We start from the raw sequence: 18,096 nt of genomic DNA, 5'->3' as shown, positions 1-18,096 counted from the left end.
CCGGATTTCAAATCCTTATAGGTAGTCTATCAACCTATCTCCAAGCATCCTTTTATCGTTACAGATAGAATTATTTCAAATCCTTATAGGTAGTCTATCAACCCTTCTTAGGCACGTTTTTAACCTTGGATAAAGGATATTTCAAATCCTTATAGGTAGTCTATCAACGTGTGTGGTTGGGGGTGAGGTATACGTTGCTTATGGCGAATTTCAAATCCTTATAGGTAGTCTATCAACGTTTCGAAGGTTGGCGTATCGTTGCGTCGAGCAAGCAATTTCAAATCCTTATAGGTAGTCTATCAACCCATTTAGCCTGCGAAAACTCTAGTTGTAAAAAAATCAGCCCAAATAAGCAAGTTTTTCAATTCTTCCTTAAATCCAGTTCGACCGCCATTTATTTTGTCGTCGATCTCCCGGTATTTTTACGCTATTACCGGTCGACGACAAAATCATTGTGTTCATTGCATGAAATATATTTTATAATTTTTTCTGTATTCCATAATTAACGAAAAAAATCCTGCCATAAAAATGGCAGGTCACCGAATAAAAATCAATCACAGTTATACTTTTATTTCTGGCAGAGTCCCATTTCTTACTTAAAGCATTTGCCGTTCTGCGGTTCCACCAAAGCTAACACATCATATACCCTATTGACATCTCCCAACAACAACTACTATTCAAATAATCAAATCCTGCCCGCCTTTGCGCAGTCCCATAATTTCCCGTTTAGAGTAATGGGTAGTACGCAACGTATAGATAATCACCGAATCCTCATCGTCAACGAGGATTTTATCCAGTTCCATCTTCAACTTAGCCAGATTAGTCTCTGATATTTCTCCCTCAAACACAGAATTTTGCACCCAGTTCAAGTATTTACGGCAGCGTTTCAGCGCCTTGGCCACCCGTTTTTCGCCCATATCATACACAAGGATTACAAACATAGTATCCCCTCGTCTCCCCCAGCCAAGTTTATGATTTCTCTGCCCACTCTACCACTGCGAGACAAATGGCTCATAGGGCGCTTCTCCGATCAGGTGTTTTTCCAGCTTGTACAACTCCAAACGAATCAAGCGACGATAAGACACCGGGCTGCCAATATCACGGTGGGTGATGGTGGTTTTTAGCCTGTTTTCCATTTCCTCGACAAACACCCGTCGCCCATTTTCTTTTAGCAGCAGTCCACCCGACTCCTTTTTAAAATCCTTCTTACTAATCATCTTCTTGCCAATCAACGTAAAAATAACTCGATCTACCAGAATAGGCTTAAAAATTTCAGCAATATCCAGGTTCAAGCTGAACCGCCGAAAATTGGTCGAATGAAGATACCCGATTCTCGGGTCCAGATGGGTTTTATAGATTTCACTCAGTACCGTCGAATAAACAATCGCATTGCCAAAACTGATCAGCGTATTCATTTCATTCTTGGGTGGCCGTTTTGAACGCCCTTCAAACACAAAATCCTTTTGCCCATGAATGGCATCGAACGCTTTGTAATACTGTTCTCTAATATTGCCCTCAACCGCCATTAATGCTGGGATTTCCTGCATAGCAGGAATTTTTTCCCGTAAATCTTCAATCCCCGCTAAGTTTTCAGCAACATCTTTATCTCTGTTCTGATAATACTTTAAGACTTGACGAATATTGAGGGCCGCACCGGCGACAAACTGCCGCGCCAATCCCAATCGCGCCGTCTCATCCAGATAGGCTGCGGCCTGGCGCAGAATCATATAGCCGGAGTTATAATGCTCCCGCGGATAAAAAGTGCCGCTGTAATAACCGTAATTATTGAAATAATGAATGATGATTTCCTTCTGGGAGCAAAACTCCAAAAACCGTTTATTGATCTCCACCTCACCGAATACCATCAATTCGGAAGTATCTTCTACCGGAATATATTTTTGTTCTCCCGCTTCGTTCATAAAGAAAATAGTATTGTCCTTACGCCGCAACTGCCCGTTAGAAAAAATATATAAGGTTTTCTTCATTATGCCACCCCCGCTACGCCCAACAGAACTCTTTGTAGGCACAGTTTCTGCAAAGAGCTATTTTTTTCGCCTGTGGCGGCCTGGGCTCAGCGGCCAGACTGCGGATAGCTGCCGTCGCTGTTGCCAGTTCCTGCTCCAATTCCGCCGTTAATTCTACCACTTCCCGTTTCCTTTCTTTAGGAAACAGCAGTTCACCCCGCGCCGCTATGCCGCGCTCCTTTAACTCAAGCAAATAAAAGGCCAGTTGCATCCGAGCGCTGGTCAAATACTTCGAGCTTTTCTTAACTTCCCCGACAACCATTCCATCGTCTTCCTGCCGTACAATATCTAACCGGATATTACCCAAAGTGATTTCTTTGCTGCGATCCCTGGCATACGTCATTTCATGCAAGAACCGCCCCAAATCCATATTGGCGTCATCTTGGTCGGCATTCACCTGATGCAACATCAGCCAGACTTCCCTTTGACAGCAGTAATAATACCAGATATGTGTACCGGTTACATCAAACTCCAATACCTCCACAGCCTTCACCTCCGTGTCCGTTCGATACTACAGGTATTGATCGAAACCTTTCACTTTGTACTCCGCCAACCCGCAAACCAGATGATAATCGCTCTGATTAAGCAAGCAGGGTATTTTGTTCTCTAAATAAACCTCCCGTTCTACCAACGAAAAGGCTAGTTTAGGCGGCACGTTGATCACATAATGATTCATCAGAATCATGAATTCCTTTTTCTCCCGAAAAGTCAGTTGGGTATAATAGTCCCTGTCTTGGTAACGTTCATAGATTTCTTCCGGTGAATACAGCTTAAATTGTTTCTGCAAATCGACAAAGCGAATAGGCAACAAATTTTTATCTTCTTTTGGCACCTGCCAAGGAACAAAAATTGGTAAGCGGTACACATCTTCACCAAAGGGCTTGAAATTCTGCCCCAATGCCGGCCAATCTCCCTCGTAGGCATCGTGAATAGCACTTTTTCCTGCTTCATAGGTATTACGGGTAAACATCTCGCGATAATATTCCTTGATCAGCTCCAGCAGCTCCGACTCCACCCATACTTTCTTGCGAGCCAACAGGATATCGGTTATTTGTTGCAGGCCTGGAGCATAAATGAAGCTACGGGTATTCTTTTCTCCATCGCGCAAAAACAACATCAAAGTCAACAGTCCCATTGCGCCGCCAAAGTGACGGTTTACACGCCCTGCCGCCTGAATAATTGACGGCAAAATAGGCAATGCCCGCATAATATGCTGGAAACTGAGATCAACACCGGCCTCCAGAATTTGCGTCGACACCACGTACAGCCGCCTCCTTTCGCTTTCTTTTCGTGAAGATAAAGCTTTGATTTTTTCAATCTCCACCCGTTTATGTAATGGAACCATCATTCCATGCAATAATTTCAGAGCAGATGAATCCACCTGGCGCTCCAAGCTTTGATACACCAAATAAGCATCGGTGATGGTATTGACGATGGCAGCCTGCGACACAGGCTGATCCGGCTGATAGTTGACAAGATACTCAGCAACCATTTGTTCATCCATTGCGCCAGCTTGCTCCACCTGATAACGCTCAACTTTCGCCGCCGGAGCCACAGACAGCCGGCCAGGCTGGTTCTTTTTAGAAAGACCGTAATCGAAGGGCGGCATGGTAGCCGACAGAAAGATCACCTTTAAGTGATACAGTTTTGCCACTGCCTCCAGCCCATGCAGAAAGACATTCCAGCTCGGCGCCGCAAAAATCTGCGGTTCATCAATAATCACCACACTCTGAGCCAAAAATGCCCGTCGCAGGGCATCCTGCGCCCGGCCGGGAAACAATGCTTTGCAAAACTGTTGAAAGCTGGTGCAAACAATAGGTGCAGCCCAGGACTCCATTACCAGTTGCCCATCAGGTAACTCACCTTCTTCGTCCACGATTTCATGTCCATTAGCAACCTTTTTTCCCTGCTCGTCGGGCAAAACGGCCAGCGAATGATGTTCCAGCACAGCTTCCTGTAAAGCTTCTTCAAACACACTGCTATTTTGCTCTAGAATGGATAAATAGGGCGCTACATAAATAATTTTCTCATAGTTTAATTGTTTTCCCAGCCATGTGGCCAATCGCAGTGCCGTAATCGTCTTGCCATAACCGGTCGGCATTTCCAACGTGTAAATCAAACGCGAGGGGTCAGCCGTCAGTTGCCGCAAAATCTCCGCCTGCGCCGCCTGACGAACAACGGTTAACTTCGTATCCGCGTCAGCTCTCCCTTTGCAATATTCATCTAAAGCACCATCATGCTGGCTATGCCTCGCCTGATTAATCGCCATGCTATTTACGGCTGACACATGAAAGCGATCGCCACTGATCAAGGCTGTTGTTAACTCCCTCCAGCGGATTAATTCTTCCATTAAGCTCAATCTGTCAGGAAATGTACCGGCATCCAATGCATCCAGCGCAAATTCAACCATGTCGTCCAAATCCATCATCCATTGCCGTAGTGCCTGAATCGAAAGATCTGGCAGCAAGTCTTCCCGATATATTCTCTGCAAAAATTCCGCTATACCCGGCAAATCGAGTTCCTGCCACGGCCCGTTCTTCATCCAGTTATCCTCTGTTTTTACCTTTTTCAAGACTCCATGATGATCAGCAATATCCCGTACCAGCCACAACCACTCCCTGGCATACTTGTCCCACTTGTTCTGCGCTTGCAGCCAATGATAGCCGAGATAGGAAAAAAGGAAAGCTCCCTCCGGAGCATGGTTAGGTCCCTGAGTTCGCTTTCCATTAATATAGCTTTGCCACAACCAGTGGCATTTCACCAGGTCATGACAAACGCCAGCCAAACCGCCCAGTCTGGTAAGAACCGCATCGTCCAGCGTCCCTTGCAGGCGGGTTTCCATGGCCGTCTTAACTGCCAGCAAGTGTTCGCTGAGCCAGTATCTCTCCTCCCCTTTGCTCGGACGGGCAATACACTGGGCAAAAGGCACTATACCAGACATATCCAATCCTCCCCAAAGGTGGCCAATTGAACGTCTATCTCTATCTCACCAGAAACAAAACTGATCGGCTTGCCGTCTTTTTCATAAAGAAAATCCACCGACTGTTCAAACCGGCGATTCCCCCGGTATTGCCGTAAATAACCACCGGCCCGGCAATAGTAGCGGTCTGGTTGCACAATAAGCCGTTCGATCATAGCGGTAGGCACCACTGTTTTGCTTTCTATCCCACGACCGGTAGACATAACAAACTCTACTTTGGAATATACCTTATGAAGCACCGGTCTGGTCAAAGCATAAGCCACTCCCAGATAGGTGGCATACACTGTCTGCTCCTCCGTTAGTGCCTTAATCAGCACTTCTGTATTCTCCTCGCCCGTATAGTAAATGCGATAGGCCGGATTGACCAGCAACTCCACTGTGGTCGGGCGATTGAAAGTCAAACCGGGGTCTTTGCCCAACATAGACATCTGCTGCGCCACGGTCTGCACCGGATGCAGCAACTCAATCCCCACCTGGTCGGCAGTCACAAAATCCTCAATCCCCAGAATAGCCCCAACCAGCCCTTTTGCCGCTGTCGGTGTAATAAAGGGATAGGTTAGCTGTGTTGCCGTTGTGTCCGGACGGCGAAAATGAGCGACGCTCCCCCTGACATCAAATGCAATTCCTCTCATGGCCTTCTCCTTCTACCATAACGGCTGAATAAACGATTGAACATTCCCTTGGATTTGAACCCCCGGATGCAGCCAAATCCGGCAACGGGCAATCTTCTCCTGTTTTTCGGTCACCACTGTCAGCAGCTTCGTCAAATCAAATGAAACATCCTGCAAGGAAGAAGGCTGCTTACCGCTTTCCTTCCAGGCCGCCGCATCAGGCGACAGGGTGATTAATTCCTCCGGATAACCAATCCGGTAAAACGGATCGCTGTACTCGATATGCACTAATACCAACGGTTGCTGTTGTCCCCTACCTCTGGCCTGGCGATGCTGTGTCCCTTGCCACAAAGCCCTTAACAGGAGTTCCTGATCGTTTTCCGTCATTCCCGAATGTTCTGCCGCCGTGGCATTAATCACTGCCGGCATAGCAAATACAGCAAAAGGCAACGTATAGCTTGTCCAAATTGTTCCTTGAGTTTTGCCCTCTCCGTCATCAGTGGAATCTGCACTGGGCATAACCACGGTTCCCTGCACATACTGGGTATCAACGGGATGCAAAGAATGAGCCCAGCCGAATTGGGCCGGCCCTGTCAAATGAAACTTCGGTTTAACTGAATAAACAATACCAAAGGTGCGCACATCAAAGCAATGTTCCTTAAGCACACTCTTCATATCGTCTTTGGCCTGTTTCTCTTTTGCAACGCTCTTTGCAATCTCTTCAGCCAGACTGCCCCGCCCCAACAGTTTTCCCTTGTCATTAATTTTTTCCTGAACAAAAATATGATTTTTCTGTTCTACACCACCATTAGGCTGACAGGCTATGACAAAATCCCGCACATCACGCTTGATGCTGACATCACTCAGCGAAATGCGTCCATCCTCCTCCGGAAACAACCGCCGGGCATCACTGTCATTTAACGGGTCCCGGTTGGGGATACCATCCTTTACCGATTTAATAAAGACGATTTCACTGCTATTCATTATCGCTGCCTCCATTCTCCTGAGCATTGTCATTCTTCTTATCTGCTTTATAAATGAGATACCCAGACCAAAATGCGGTCATAAAGCTATCCTTTTCTTCAACAAGCCGCTTCTGGTGCTCCAGAAAACCTAATAAAGCCGCCGCTAGTACCGGACGAAAATTAGCTGCCAGCTTCATACTCCATTGCTGCGCCAGTTCCTCGCAACGCAGCAAACCATCCTTCCAAATCATGTCCGGCGTCAGTTTGCTGCCGAATTTCATTACCCGGTTTTTTACAAATTCCTTGCCGGTCTTTTGGTAATAGGAGTTGGAGAACTGCTTAAGCAACAGTCCTGCCGCAAATCCCAAATGTTCGACCGACGTCAAATGACTTGCTTCCAGCTTTCCTTGTCCATATAACGCCCGAAACTCATTCCAGTCAGCCAATGTGTGCACGCCTCCCCGTCTCCCCAATATTTCCCTTTCATATTGCTGCCAAAAGTATAAGAAGCTATAAAAGAAAACCAGTTCCTGCATCATCTGCCAGTACTCTTCCCTGTTCGCCAATTCGTTCAACCTGCGGGCAGTTGTCAGACGCAGGCGGTCAAGCCGCAACGACTCTTTATGAAATACGGCCTGCAGCGTTTCCCATACATAGCCAGGGCCGAACGCATTGGCTATCAGGGACGGCAGACTCTTCGTTTTATAGACCTCGCCTTTTGTAACCCCAAAGACTTCTTGTATATATCCGGTTTCATTTCTGACAAGTTTTTTTAAAATTTTCTCAATCTGACTGGCAACGCTGGGTATTACATCCTCAATCATCGCCCGGATGTGCATGCTTCCCCGTGATAAATCCCCGGAATAGTATAGTATCGTCAGACGGTGTTCATCATTAAAATCAGGTAAAATCTTATTCGTTAATCCGGCCAATACTTCTAAATGAAGATCACTGTCGCTTTGCTTCTTATCTTCCTTTTTTAGCATGCGACGATATTTGCTGAATGACTGCTGCGAGTCACCGTCCAGCAGAGGTAAAACTAGTGGAATCCCGTAAATCGCCTCAAAACTAGTCGCCTTCATATTCTTTTTGGCTTCCACACTAGTAACCGGCGCAAACATTTCTTTGAGTATACTGCTGGAAACAGGCACCTGAATTTCCTTTAAAAAGTTAACCCCATACAAATAGGCAGCGTAACTTTCCTCTTCCAGCTTAATCCCTTTCGTCCATTCATCGTCAGCCCAATAGATGGAGCGGGGGCACTCCCAGGTGGGCGACAGCCACAACCAGGACTTATTATAGATAGACACTACTTCCGGCTCAGTTCGATTGGTGAAGGTGGAAACAGCCTGTTTCTCCCGTCCCAACTCCGCCGCTTCATAAAATTTAGCCCGGCCAATATGCCGCAGTGTCTCACCACCATCAAGGTACAAATAGTGCCCCGGTTGCAATCCGCTTTCACCGATAAGCAGCAAGTCGTCATTTTTGCACAGTTCTTCCCGCTCTTGAAATACCGGCAGCGCAGCATCATACAGCATGAAAATGCCTAGCTGCTTTTCCTCGCGAATCCCCTCCCCCATCTTGACCGCCAGTAAAGCAGCAATTCGCTCCGCTAAGGCTTCCTGTTTAGCCGCCGGCCAATCCCGGTAGTGTAGTGTCTTTTTCAAACGTGGCAGTAGAAATTCCTTGTTAAATTCCGCCGGGTCGCTTAAGGCTTTGATATGCTGATCATACAAAAGATAACAAGGCAATGCATAAATTCCCTGCGCATGCAACGGATTACCGCCATTGGGATAGAATATGGGGAACGCCACACTTTTCTCGACGCTAACCTTAAAATCATCTTTGCCGTCATTTGAGATGATATCCCCTAATTCCATTTCTTGAAAGTAAAGCTCTGTCTCGCCTACTTCTACCAAAAAGACTTTGCGAAAAAAGTTCTTACAGTTCGTGCTGCCACAATCCGTCAACAAAGCCAGTTTCTCACGGCAGGACATCTTTCCGTTTTTGAGTGGCCTCCCTATGCGAATGATTGATTCAGCAAGCATTCCATTGGTTCACCTCCTGGAAAATTATTTTTTAATTTAAATAATAAAATCATTACTTTTGGTAAATAATACCTAGTATAACCAGAAAAACTATAGCAAATACTTCTGCATGAGGAGCAATGAAACTAATCACTAAAAGCGAGGTTTAATATGAAATATATTTTAACCTTTCTGCAGAATCTATTTACTTATTCCCAGAACTTAGTTTTTCTTTACATTTCATACCTACAAGGATTTGAAATATATGTGATATATTTCATCTTACAGCAGATCTATCCTACCTAAAAGGGCGTAAAAGTACGAGAGGAGAGATATAATACATCTCTCCTCTCGTATTTCGACCATATATTCCCATTTCCTCTTGCACTTTTCTATAAATTTACAATTTATGCTGAAATTCTTTAAAAATAAGTTTTTATATAAACCAATCTCTAATGTAGATCATGACTTCCTTTTAAACTCTTTTTATAATGTAAAAAAGGCAGGTTCTCGGCCTGCTCTCAACTGAATAAGTAGGTTATTTATGTACTTGAAAACGAAATAATTTAACCTCACCGGTTCGAGTGGGGCTTTATGATTGATCTACCAAATCATCCATGAAGCCATCAGATAGCCTCCATATTCCTATAGGTAGTCTTAAACAATTTTAGTGCATTCGTTAATGATACACCTTGTTTAACGTTTCAAATCCTTATAGGTAGTCTATCAACGCCATGTATGGCAAGTCGGACTGGTCATGCCCGAAAGTTTCAAATCCTTATAGGTAGTCTATCAACCGTTTTTCTGCTCATGCGAAAAGCGTATACCGTGGAAAGTTTCAAATCCTTATAGGTAGTCTATCAACATGACCAGCGTCACTTTAGGAAGAACAGCTTAGAAGTGTTTCAAATCCTTATAGGTAGTCTATCAACTCGGTAAAGAGCTGGTCGTGTAGATTGCTGCAGGCTTGTTTCAAATCCTTATAGGTAGTCTATCAACCGGATAATCGCCGGGAACTAAAGGAATTGCACTAAGGTTTCAAATCCTTATAGGTAGTCTATCAACATTCTTGCTTTTTTCACAATAACACCCCTATAGATTGTTTCAAATCCTTATAGGTAGTCTATCAACGCGATTGGCGGGGCCATTACAGGAGGGGGTAACTATTTCAAATCCTTATAGGTAGTCTATCAACGCGGCCGGCGTGAAACTTTAATTTAGGGAGGAATTGAATTTCAAATCCTTATAGGTAGTCTATCAACGTTGGTATAGTTTTCCAAAATGACTCGGAAGTCGAAATTTCAAATCCTTATAGGTAGTCTATCAACCAACCGGCACCGTATAGAGTGTAGGGGCAGGTAGGAATTTCAAATCCTTATAGGTAGTCTATCAACCGTTTACCGTTTCGGATTCGTAGGCGTTCAGCCGGTATTTCAAATCCTTATAGGTAGTCTATCAACGAAAGGGGAGCGAACTGTCTCTAAGCAAGTTGCAAATTTCAAATCCTTATAGGTAGTCTATCAACTGTGACCAGGCAGCCCTTGAACTTTAGGCTAGGGTATTTCAAATCCTTATAGGTAGTCTATCAACTTAGCAAGGCATCATCCTGCACTTCTTTAACATCCCGATTTCAAATCCTTATAGGTAGTCTATCAACCCAAAGCCCGTGCTGGTAGAATTACCGCCATACTCAAATTTCAAATCCTTATAGGTAGTCTATCAACCCATCAAAGACCAATAAATTCAAGGCATTATTCAATTTCAACCAGAAAGAAGCCCTATAACGAACTAACCATTCTGATTCATCAAACATACGGCAAAGACTTATCATATCCGCTTCAAACCTAACAATCTATTTGTCGTCGATCTCCCGGTATTTTTACGCTATTGGGGATCGACGACAAATAAGCAAAGGTGGGATCTCGCCCAATTTTTCTATTTCTTCTTAAATATATCAGTATATCAGGGAAAGTGCAACCAATGGAATTTGACCATCCGGCCTATAAATGGAGTATATCAGCGGTTTGGCAATTTCGTTCCAACCTCCCTGGAGAGGAAAACATTTAACTGCACACAAACGGTAAAGAAGCAGGTTCACAGCCTGCTCCCAACTGAATAAAAAGGATGACTTTTAAAATTTTCTTCACACTTGGTTTAAACAGGTCATGATTTCTTTCTTATCCACGGCATGCAACAATGTATTGCGAAATACCGGATCAATCAATTTACGTGATAACCGGGCCAGCACTCTTAAATGCAAATCAGCCTCGCCAGCGCAAGCTGCAATCATGAAAATCAAATAGGCCGGACTGCCGTCCTCACTTTGGAAATCTGCGCCTTCTTTGACAATAGCAACAGCTACTCTTGATTCCTTAACCGCCTTCGACTTGGCATGGGGTATCGCAATTCCAAACCCGATTCCTGTCGATGCGATCGCTTCCCTATCCCAGACAGCCTGTTCATAAACTGTCTTATCGGTTAAAATGCCTGACTGATCCAGCATATTTACCATTTTTGCTATCACATCTGCTTTATTTCGTACTTCCAAGTCCAGACATATTGTATCTTCCTTGAATATCTCCATGGTTTTCTTCAACCCTCTTCCTTGTAAATCCATAAAGCAAAGCACCGATTAAAGATCCTGTCAGGATACAAAGTACCCAGGCCAGCGGCTTATCGACAAGTGCCAGAATCAAAAATCCGCCATGAGGCGCCGGAACCTGGATCTTCATCATGTAGGTTAATATCGCGGACAAAGAAGACCCCAGCATTAAGATCGGCAAAACTGTCAGCGGGGATTTTGCGGCAAACGGAATCGCCCCTTCCGTAATGTGAGTGGCCCCAAGTATATAGTTAACCACTCCCGCAGCCCGTTCGTCTTCCGTAAATTTACTTTTAAACAGCGTGGTAGCCAGTGCAATTAGAATCGGCGGGGTAATACAGGCTGCCGATACACCGGCCATAAAATAATAATTGCCCTGCCCCAGCAGCAGTGTGCCGGTAACATAAGCCGCTTTATTCACCGGACCGCCCATGTCAAAGGCACTCATACAACCAATGACAATGCCTAACAGGATGGGATTGGAGTTCTGCAGATTCGCCAGGAAACTCATCATATAGGCATTGATTGCTGCCACCGGGCCTGCCAGCAAATTCATGGCTGTCCCAACCAGAGCAACACTGATCAAAGGCACAAGAAAAATAGATTTGAACCCTTCTAATTGCTTAGGCAAGCCTGTCATCGAACGAATTAAAAAAAGGGCCACATAGCCTGCCAGGAAACCGCCGATAATTCCGCCAAGAAAACCGGAACCTGTGGCAGCGGCAATCGTCCCGGCTACAAAACCGGCAACCAGCCCGGGACGATCTGCGATGGATTGGGCAATATAGGCGGTCAGAATGGGTACCATCAGTCCCATCGAAAATCCGCCTACCTGCTTCAATAGTGCGGCCGTTGGATTATACTGCTCCGAATTGGGATCAAATGAATAAATTCCCCACAAAAAAGAAACGGCAATCAGTACTCCTCCGGCAACCACAAAGGGAATCATATGAGACACACCGTTCATCAGATGCTTATAGATTTCATGCCCAACACCGCCGGTTTCCTCAAACGCTGTCACGCCACTGTTCAGTTGACCACCCCGGACCGGCACCTGCCCCGACAACGCTTTTTCTATCAGTTCCTTAGGCTTACGGATACCCTGGGTTACCGATACTTCCAGCACCGGTTTGCCGTTAAAGCGTTCCATATCCACTTTCTTATCACAGGCAACGATAATACAATCGGCTTCTTTGATTTCTTCCGGTGTTAACACATCTTCCGCTCCAATGGCACCATTGGTTTCCACCTTGATCTGTACGTCCATTTCCCGTGCCGCATTTTTCAGCGCCTCCGCCGCCATAAAGGTATGTGCAATGCCTGTAGGACACCCGGTCACTGCCAAAACTTTTTTCATCACACTTGGCCCACCTTTCGCACTACAATATTTTTTATATAGGTATCAACGGAAGAAAAATCCCCCAGTCCTTCGCTTTCCGCCACATTGGCCCCTGTGGCCGCCGATCTTTTTAAGGCAGCTTCTATGTCCCCGCCGGCCAGCCACTTACTTAAAAATGCTCCCAGCGCCGCATCTCCGGCACAGGCAGAACTCAGTAACTTCACTTTTTGCGCACTACAACAATACAACATTCCACCATCACTGAAATAAGCTCCGCCGGCACCCAAAGTCAACAACACATTTTGTGCTCCTTGTTTTTTTAAAAACCGCATCACCGTGAAGGCCTCTTCGTCCGAACGGACAGGAAGGCCAAATATCTTTTGCACTTCCTCATCATTAGGTTTAATCAATAGAGGGCGCGCCTGTAACAAATCCTTTAAATTAGGAGAACTAATATCCAAAATCACTTGTATGTCCTTTTGGCGACATATCCGCAAAATATCTCCATAATATTCTTCGGAAATTCCCTGCGGCAGGCTGCCGCTAATAACAAGGTGTGTACAATCCGCAAGATTTTGCAACTGAACTAGTAGCTCTCGTTGTTTCTTTTTCGGAACAAAGGCTCCGCTATTGACGAATTTATATTCCTCCAAACCATCGTTAACGAATACATTGATCCGTGTCATATCTTCTACCCAGATTGGTTTAACCGGCAACTTAAACTCCGTTAACTGGTCAATAATATATAGGCCGGTAAATCCGCCGAAAAAACCCAAAGCAGTTGCTTCCACACTAAAATGTTGTAGGACCAATGCCACATTGATGCCTTTCCCATTGGGGGAATATACCGTATTAAACGTACGGTTTACCTGATTTTTTTTGATCTCCCGCCCGGTAAGATTCATATCAATGGCCGGATTGGTAGTCAATGTATAGATCATCCTTGTTCCTCCTGCTCTTTCAATACCTGTTCTGACTCTTGCAAACAAGGATTTTATGTTCAACAATTTTCCGCATGGCCTCTTTCCCCGGTGTCATGTATTTACGGGGATCACTTGCTGTTGGATTTGCTGCAAAAAATTGCTTCACGGCATTGGAAAATGGAATCTTCAAATCGGTGGCAATATTCACTTTGCAAATCCCTAGCGAAATGGTTTTTTCAACTAATTCATCGGGCACATCGGAGGCCCCATGCAACACCAGAGGAATCTCCACTTTTTCACGTATTTCCCGGAGTCTGTCAAAGTCAAGCTTTGGTTTCCCCTTATACAGCCCATGAGCGGTCCCAATCGCTACCGCCAAAGAGTCGATATTGGTAACCTCTACAAAACGCATGGCATCTACCGGATTGGTATAAGCTGCCTCCTTTTCAGCTACAACCAGATCATCTTCTACGCCTACCAGTTTCCCCAACTCGGCTTCCACCGTCACATCATAGCGATGGGCGTAGGCAACCACTTCTTTTACCATCTCGATGTTTTTCCCAAAAGGCTCTTTTGAGGCATCAATCATACAAGAGCGGAATCCAGCTTGAATTGCCTGCTTTATTTTGCCGCTATCCTCAAAATGATCCAGATGAATGGCTACCGGTGTATCCATATCGGCAGCGGCAGCCGCTGCCATTGCCACAATATATTCCTTGCGGGCATAATCAAGTGTAGATGGTGTAACCGCAATAATCAGAGGTGAGCGCATCGTTTTTGCCACCTCGGCAACTACCTGCATCGTCTCCATATTGTGAATGTTAAACGCCGGAACTGCATATTTATATTTTTGTGCATCCCGGAGCATTTGCCTGGTTGACAGAATCGTATTCATCCAATTCCCCATTTCAGTTTAAAATTCTCCTTCATCATAGAATAAAAAAACGTGAAAATCTTTTCGTTTTTCGCAAACGAAACTTCACGTTTTTTACATTCACAGGAATATTCAATTGTTATCAGTCCCGATAGCTACTTATCAGTTGTCTCGTATATTTTCCTGTTCCACCAAATAATCCACAAGAATTCTCGATATAATAAATAAAGGCACTCTCGATGTTACTTCAAATTCTTTAATCGAAATTTTTTCATAGCGATATCCTACCAAATATCGGTAGGCATATTGCAACAGCGGGCTTTTATCCGAACAGCAGATGACTATCGTCTTGGCGCCTGCCAAATAGGCGTTTTGAGCCGCTTCGATCAGTTCTGGCGTTTGCCCGTTCAACGAAACAAGGATCACCAATTGATTCTTTTTTAATCGTTTACTCAAATTTATAATAATATTGGGATCTCCGGTTTGCGTAATGTCATAATTTAAAAGCTCTAATTTCAGACTAAACTCTTTTACCACCTGTTCGGTAAGTCCCCGAGAAAAAATATATATCTTTTGATCCTTGTTCGCACGAATCTCATTAACTACCGCCAATACATTGGTTAATGAAATTCTTTGCAGTACCTCTGTCGCTTCCACCAAGGATTTGTTCATAATTTCATTAATACTGGTTAACTCTCTGTTTTTATTGGGCAATGTTAGCTTATACCGCAGTTCGTTAAACCCGTTAATTCCACATTTTCGGATTGTTCTGGATACGGTAGAAGGTGAAGAAAAAGTTTCAAAGGCAATATCGACAATAGACATCTTTGTCAAATCATACTCATGCTCATTAATAAACTGCACAATCTGCCGCTCTGTCTTCGATAGATTGTCCAAAACATCTCCTTCTATTTTGATAATCATTGCTCCAGCCCTTTCATTGATCTGTTTATTTTCTTCCTAGCTAGACAGTCATAAATCATACCTTCCTGAATTTTCTATTATAACATAAAAACAAAGCTATCCTTTTTGCCACACTGGTAAATCCGCCAAAATTATACAATATTTTACTTTTATTTGTCAATAACTCCGGGTGTCCTATTTTACCCCGGGAAATTCCACTATTCCCTAACTCACTGTGCATAACATCGAAATTTGATCGATCCGTTCCATTCCCCGATTTTGAGATTATCTAGGTTTTGCACAACAAGGCTCCCCGTACAGCCACTGCCGATACGGGGAGCCTTGTTTAGTACTAGTGATCCTTCAGCTTGAAAAGTGCAACCAGCTCATTAAATAATCTGCGCTATATTCTCGACATTGGTTGCAGAGGAAGCCAATTGCTGCATTGCCGAAGCAATTTCATTACTGGCGGTGGCCTGACGTTCACCTATGGCCGTAGATTCAATAATACCCATGGTAATAACTTCTGTTTCGCTTTTAATCGCATTAATTATCTTCTTTATTTCCGTTACCGAGCGGGCACTATTATCCGCCATCTTCCGTATTTCAGATGCTACAACGGCAAAACCCCGTCCCGCATCACCGGCCCGTGCGGCTTCAATCGCAGCATTTAACCCCAGCAGATTAGAGCTAACGGCGACTTCACTTACAAAACTCAATATTTCCTCTGTTTTACCAACGTGCTCAGCAACCAACTTACTGCTTTGCTTCAGTTTCTCCAAGTCCCTGGCCAATTCGGTGGCCGTAGCTGCCAACTCTTCGGTAGTAGCCGTAATTTCTTCACTGGTGGCGGCTATAGTTTGGGCTGTTTGTTGGAGCGCGGCCTGTGTTTCCAAACTTAATCCAATAGCATAGGCGCCAATAAACTTTCCATCTTCAAATAATGGTTCACAGGTTGCTTTAATGGGAACACCATATAGTTCCTGCGGCAATGATTTATGAATACTGCTCCTGGTTCTTATGCACTCATCGACAGTTCCGCCCCTGACAGCGTAGTCACCCTCACGAACGCCCATGTCAAAAGTCTGAGCAGGGACAAATTTTACAATAAGACCACTAGGATCGGTAATCATAATGCAGCAATCCAGAGGCATTAACTTTTTGGTAACTTCTGCTGAATGTATCGTACTATCAAGTAATGTCATAAGATTCCTCCTATAAGTGTTATAGCCATATTTCGACATTTTTAGACAATAACCTGCCTGTAAAAAATAATCTTGCCCGACAAAATCACTCGCTCCAGTACATGGTATTCTGCTTAGATAAAAGGAGGGGAAGCATATGAATATGCCTCCCCTTTTGCTTCCTTCTACTAAGTTTTCTCTCCATAAAAACAATTATAATAAGCCTATAGATTCATTTTCCTGCCAGTTCGGCACAGCCAAAACCCTGGCTGTTTTTACTGCCGATTCCAGCATCCACAGCCAGTTGTAGCAGTGGCTGTGGCCCCGTTAAAAGCAAGGTACCGGAATAAGCCTTGATAATCGTTTCCTTATAGACAACCAATCTCATTTTTTGCAAACCTAATGGTTTAACTGCCACAGTGCCTGCTGGTGAATCCTCACCCCGGAGGGCACTGTATTTTTTATGAAGGTTCTCGTTAAATAATCGCCCATAGTCCGACTCGCCGGGCTGAAAATAGACTGTATATTTTCGTTCATCAGGCCGCAGCATGGTACTGTAAAGTACTGCCGGAGCTAACGTTCGGATAACCGCCTTTTCTCCATCAACCACCATCTGCCGGGCTTGCACCTTTTCGATCATTACGTTCTGTGCTCCCAATCGCATGCTTCCCCTGGTCATCAGTATAGTAACCAGGGACTGGCAAAAATCCTCCAGCGGTGAAGAAATCGTCAGTTTAAGTTCTTCTCCAAATTCAATCGTCTTTTTTGCCTTGTCAATCCGATAAGGACCTTGCAGCAGGGAAAAAGTAAACAGCTTAAAAGTACGCGATCCGTTCTGATATCCCTTTTCATGTAAAAATTCGGCTAAGTCTGTATCAAGGGAATGGTACAAGGCACTTTGCACAATGTAGTTATAGTTAACCGGCAAAACCAGACTTCGCCCGGCAATCATACGAAAATGAATGTCCAAATGCATAGTTTGTCCTCCTGCGCTTAAGTAAATCACACGTCAATAAAGCCATGATTACTTATCAAACTATGAGTAATAACGGCAATCTTTTGCCTCAATAGTTGTATATAAGTCTTTACCGTCAAAAGTAGCAAATGCCCGACCGCTGCCACTTTCAATCAGATTAATATCTCGTATACCTTGGCTCCACCAGTTTTAGCAATAACCTTTTCATGCAACAAGATAATATCTGCAAGTGATAAATTACGCATTACTTAGCCAACTACCAATAAAGCTTCTTTATTGGTATCAATAATCTCGTCTATCATGACTTCTATTTCCTTTTGCTGCTTACTTCTGAGGAATTCAACGAAATTAATAACTTGCTGTTTTTTTCCTCAGGCAGTTCCTGAAATTCTTTCAATAACTTTTTAGCTAAGGTCATTGCACATACCTCCAGGATATATTTTCTAAGTACATTATAACCTACCTGCTCTCCAGTAGCAGTAACTTTAAAGAAATTTATTGTAAATAAATGTAAAAACACTTTCTATCATGATATTTTGCTAAGCTTCTATCCCTCATAGTGCTTATTAACGATTAATGCTGTTACCAGAATCGATTCCTCGTAGGTAGTCTATTAACGCGTTTTAATATTTTCCCACTGGACGGTGTTTTCAGCGTTTCAAATCCTTATAGGTAGTCTATTAACTTG

The 18,096-nt window shown here is 44.1% G+C and carries 14 protein-coding genes and 1 CRISPR repeat array; all 14 genes read right to left on the bottom strand.

Features of this window, described 5'->3' with window-relative positions:
• Window positions 1–677: 677 nt before the first annotated feature.
• Window positions 678–941 (bottom strand): CRISPR-associated endonuclease Cas2, encoded by a 264-nt coding sequence (cas2, locus tag F3H20_RS14510; protein ID WP_149735623.1) that lies wholly within the window; start codon window positions 939–941, stop codon window positions 678–680.
• Between the two features lie 48 nt (window positions 942–989).
• On the bottom strand, window positions 990–1,985 hold the full coding sequence (gene cas1b / locus F3H20_RS14505; protein ID WP_149735622.1) for a type I-B CRISPR-associated endonuclease Cas1b: 996 nt from the start codon (window positions 1,983–1,985) through the stop codon (window positions 990–992).
• Window positions 1,986–1,998: 13 nt separating this feature from the next.
• The gene (gene cas4 / locus F3H20_RS14500; RefSeq protein WP_149735621.1) at window positions 1,999–2,508 is read right to left on the bottom strand and encodes a CRISPR-associated protein Cas4; all 510 of its coding nucleotides are present in this window, start codon (window positions 2,506–2,508) and stop codon (window positions 1,999–2,001) included.
• A gap of 27 nt (window positions 2,509–2,535) precedes the next feature.
• Window positions 2,536–4,965, bottom strand: a complete 2,430-nt coding sequence (gene cas3, locus F3H20_RS14495; RefSeq protein WP_149735620.1) for a CRISPR-associated helicase Cas3' — start codon at window positions 4,963–4,965, stop codon at window positions 2,536–2,538.
• Window positions 4,953–5,636, bottom strand: a complete 684-nt coding sequence (gene cas5 / locus F3H20_RS14490) for a CRISPR-associated protein Cas5 (RefSeq protein ID WP_149735619.1) — start codon at window positions 5,634–5,636, stop codon at window positions 4,953–4,955. The genes cas3 and cas5 overlap by 13 nt, the downstream gene beginning before the upstream one ends.
• A gap of 12 nt (window positions 5,637–5,648) precedes the next feature.
• Window positions 5,649–6,599 carry a CRISPR-associated protein gene (locus tag F3H20_RS14485; RefSeq protein ID WP_149735618.1) on the bottom strand — a complete coding sequence of 317 codons (951 nt, stop codon included), beginning with the start codon at window positions 6,597–6,599 and terminating at the stop codon, window positions 5,649–5,651.
• Window positions 6,592–8,628 (bottom strand): hypothetical protein, encoded by a 2,037-nt coding sequence (locus tag F3H20_RS14480; protein WP_149735617.1) that lies wholly within the window; start codon window positions 8,626–8,628, stop codon window positions 6,592–6,594. The genes F3H20_RS14485 and F3H20_RS14480 overlap by 8 nt, the downstream gene beginning before the upstream one ends.
• A 680-nt stretch (window positions 8,629–9,308) precedes the next feature.
• A CRISPR array of direct repeats spans window positions 9,309–10,331; the repeat unit is 30 nt; unit sequence GTTTCAAATCCTTATAGGTAGTCTATCAAC.
• A gap of 419 nt (window positions 10,332–10,750) precedes the next feature.
• Window positions 10,751–11,191: a PTS sugar transporter subunit IIA gene (locus F3H20_RS14475; RefSeq protein WP_188128354.1), complete on the bottom strand. Its 441-nt coding sequence runs from the start codon at window positions 11,189–11,191 to the stop codon at window positions 10,751–10,753.
• Window positions 11,139–12,566: a PTS fructose transporter subunit IIC gene (locus tag F3H20_RS14470; protein ID WP_149735629.1), complete on the bottom strand. Its 1,428-nt coding sequence runs from the start codon at window positions 12,564–12,566 to the stop codon at window positions 11,139–11,141. Before F3H20_RS14470 ends, F3H20_RS14475 begins: the two co-directional genes overlap by 53 nt.
• On the bottom strand, window positions 12,566–13,489 hold the full coding sequence (gene pfkB / locus F3H20_RS14465) for a 1-phosphofructokinase (RefSeq protein ID WP_149735615.1): 924 nt from the start codon (window positions 13,487–13,489) through the stop codon (window positions 12,566–12,568). The genes F3H20_RS14470 and pfkB overlap by 1 nt, the downstream gene beginning before the upstream one ends.
• Window positions 13,490–13,508: 19 nt before the next feature.
• Window positions 13,509–14,378, bottom strand: a complete 870-nt coding sequence (locus tag F3H20_RS14460) for a tagatose bisphosphate family class II aldolase (protein WP_223191781.1) — start codon at window positions 14,376–14,378, stop codon at window positions 13,509–13,511.
• Between the two features lie 129 nt (window positions 14,379–14,507).
• Window positions 14,508–15,269 (bottom strand): MurR/RpiR family transcriptional regulator, encoded by a 762-nt coding sequence (locus tag F3H20_RS14455; RefSeq protein ID WP_149735614.1) that lies wholly within the window; start codon window positions 15,267–15,269, stop codon window positions 14,508–14,510.
• A gap of 368 nt (window positions 15,270–15,637) precedes the next feature.
• Window positions 15,638–16,453 (bottom strand): methyl-accepting chemotaxis protein, encoded by an 816-nt coding sequence (locus tag F3H20_RS14450; protein ID WP_188128353.1) that lies wholly within the window; start codon window positions 16,451–16,453, stop codon window positions 15,638–15,640.
• Window positions 16,454–16,664: 211 nt separating this feature from the next.
• Window positions 16,665–17,408, bottom strand: coding sequence for a CRISPR-associated endoribonuclease Cas6 (cas6, locus tag F3H20_RS14445; protein WP_149735612.1), 744 nt, complete (start codon window positions 17,406–17,408; stop codon window positions 16,665–16,667).
• Window positions 17,409–18,096: the final 688 nt, after the last annotated feature.

This window comes from Propionispora hippei DSM 15287 (assembly GCF_900141835.1).
GTDB lineage: Bacteria > Bacillota > Negativicutes > Propionisporales > Propionisporaceae > Propionispora > Propionispora hippei.
Note: the sequence above shows the minus strand (reverse complement) of the source record. Positions and strands in the feature narration are given on the sequence as shown.

Coding starts and splice junctions, on each gene's coding strand:
- cas2 (WP_149735623.1), bottom strand. CDS start 941: ATGTTTGTAATCCTTGTGTATGATATGGGCGAAAAACGGGTGGCCAAG.
- cas1b (WP_149735622.1), bottom strand. CDS start 1,985: ATGAAGAAAACCTTATATATTTTTTCTAACGGGCAGTTGCGGCGTAAG.
- cas3 (WP_149735620.1), bottom strand. CDS start 4,965: ATGTCTGGTATAGTGCCTTTTGCCCAGTGTATTGCCCGTCCGAGCAAA.
- cas5 (WP_149735619.1), bottom strand. CDS start 5,636: ATGAGAGGAATTGCATTTGATGTCAGGGGGAGCGTCGCTCATTTTCGC.
- F3H20_RS14485 (WP_149735618.1), bottom strand. CDS start 6,599: ATGAATAGCAGTGAAATCGTCTTTATTAAATCGGTAAAGGATGGTATC.
- F3H20_RS14480 (WP_149735617.1), bottom strand. CDS start 8,628: ATGCTTGCTGAATCAATCATTCGCATAGGGAGGCCACTCAAAAACGGA.
- F3H20_RS14475 (WP_188128354.1), bottom strand. CDS start 11,191: ATGGAGATATTCAAGGAAGATACAATATGTCTGGACTTGGAAGTACGA.
- F3H20_RS14470 (WP_149735629.1), bottom strand. CDS start 12,566: ATGAAAAAAGTTTTGGCAGTGACCGGGTGTCCTACAGGCATTGCACAT.
- pfkB (WP_149735615.1), bottom strand. CDS start 13,489: ATGATCTATACATTGACTACCAATCCGGCCATTGATATGAATCTTACC.
- F3H20_RS14460 (WP_223191781.1), bottom strand. CDS start 14,378: ATGGGGAATTGGATGAATACGATTCTGTCAACCAGGCAAATGCTCCGG.
- F3H20_RS14455 (WP_149735614.1), bottom strand. CDS start 15,269: ATGATTATCAAAATAGAAGGAGATGTTTTGGACAATCTATCGAAGACA.
- F3H20_RS14450 (WP_188128353.1), bottom strand. CDS start 16,453: ATGACATTACTTGATAGTACGATACATTCAGCAGAAGTTACCAAAAAG.
- cas6 (WP_149735612.1), bottom strand. CDS start 17,408: ATGCATTTGGACATTCATTTTCGTATGATTGCCGGGCGAAGTCTGGTT.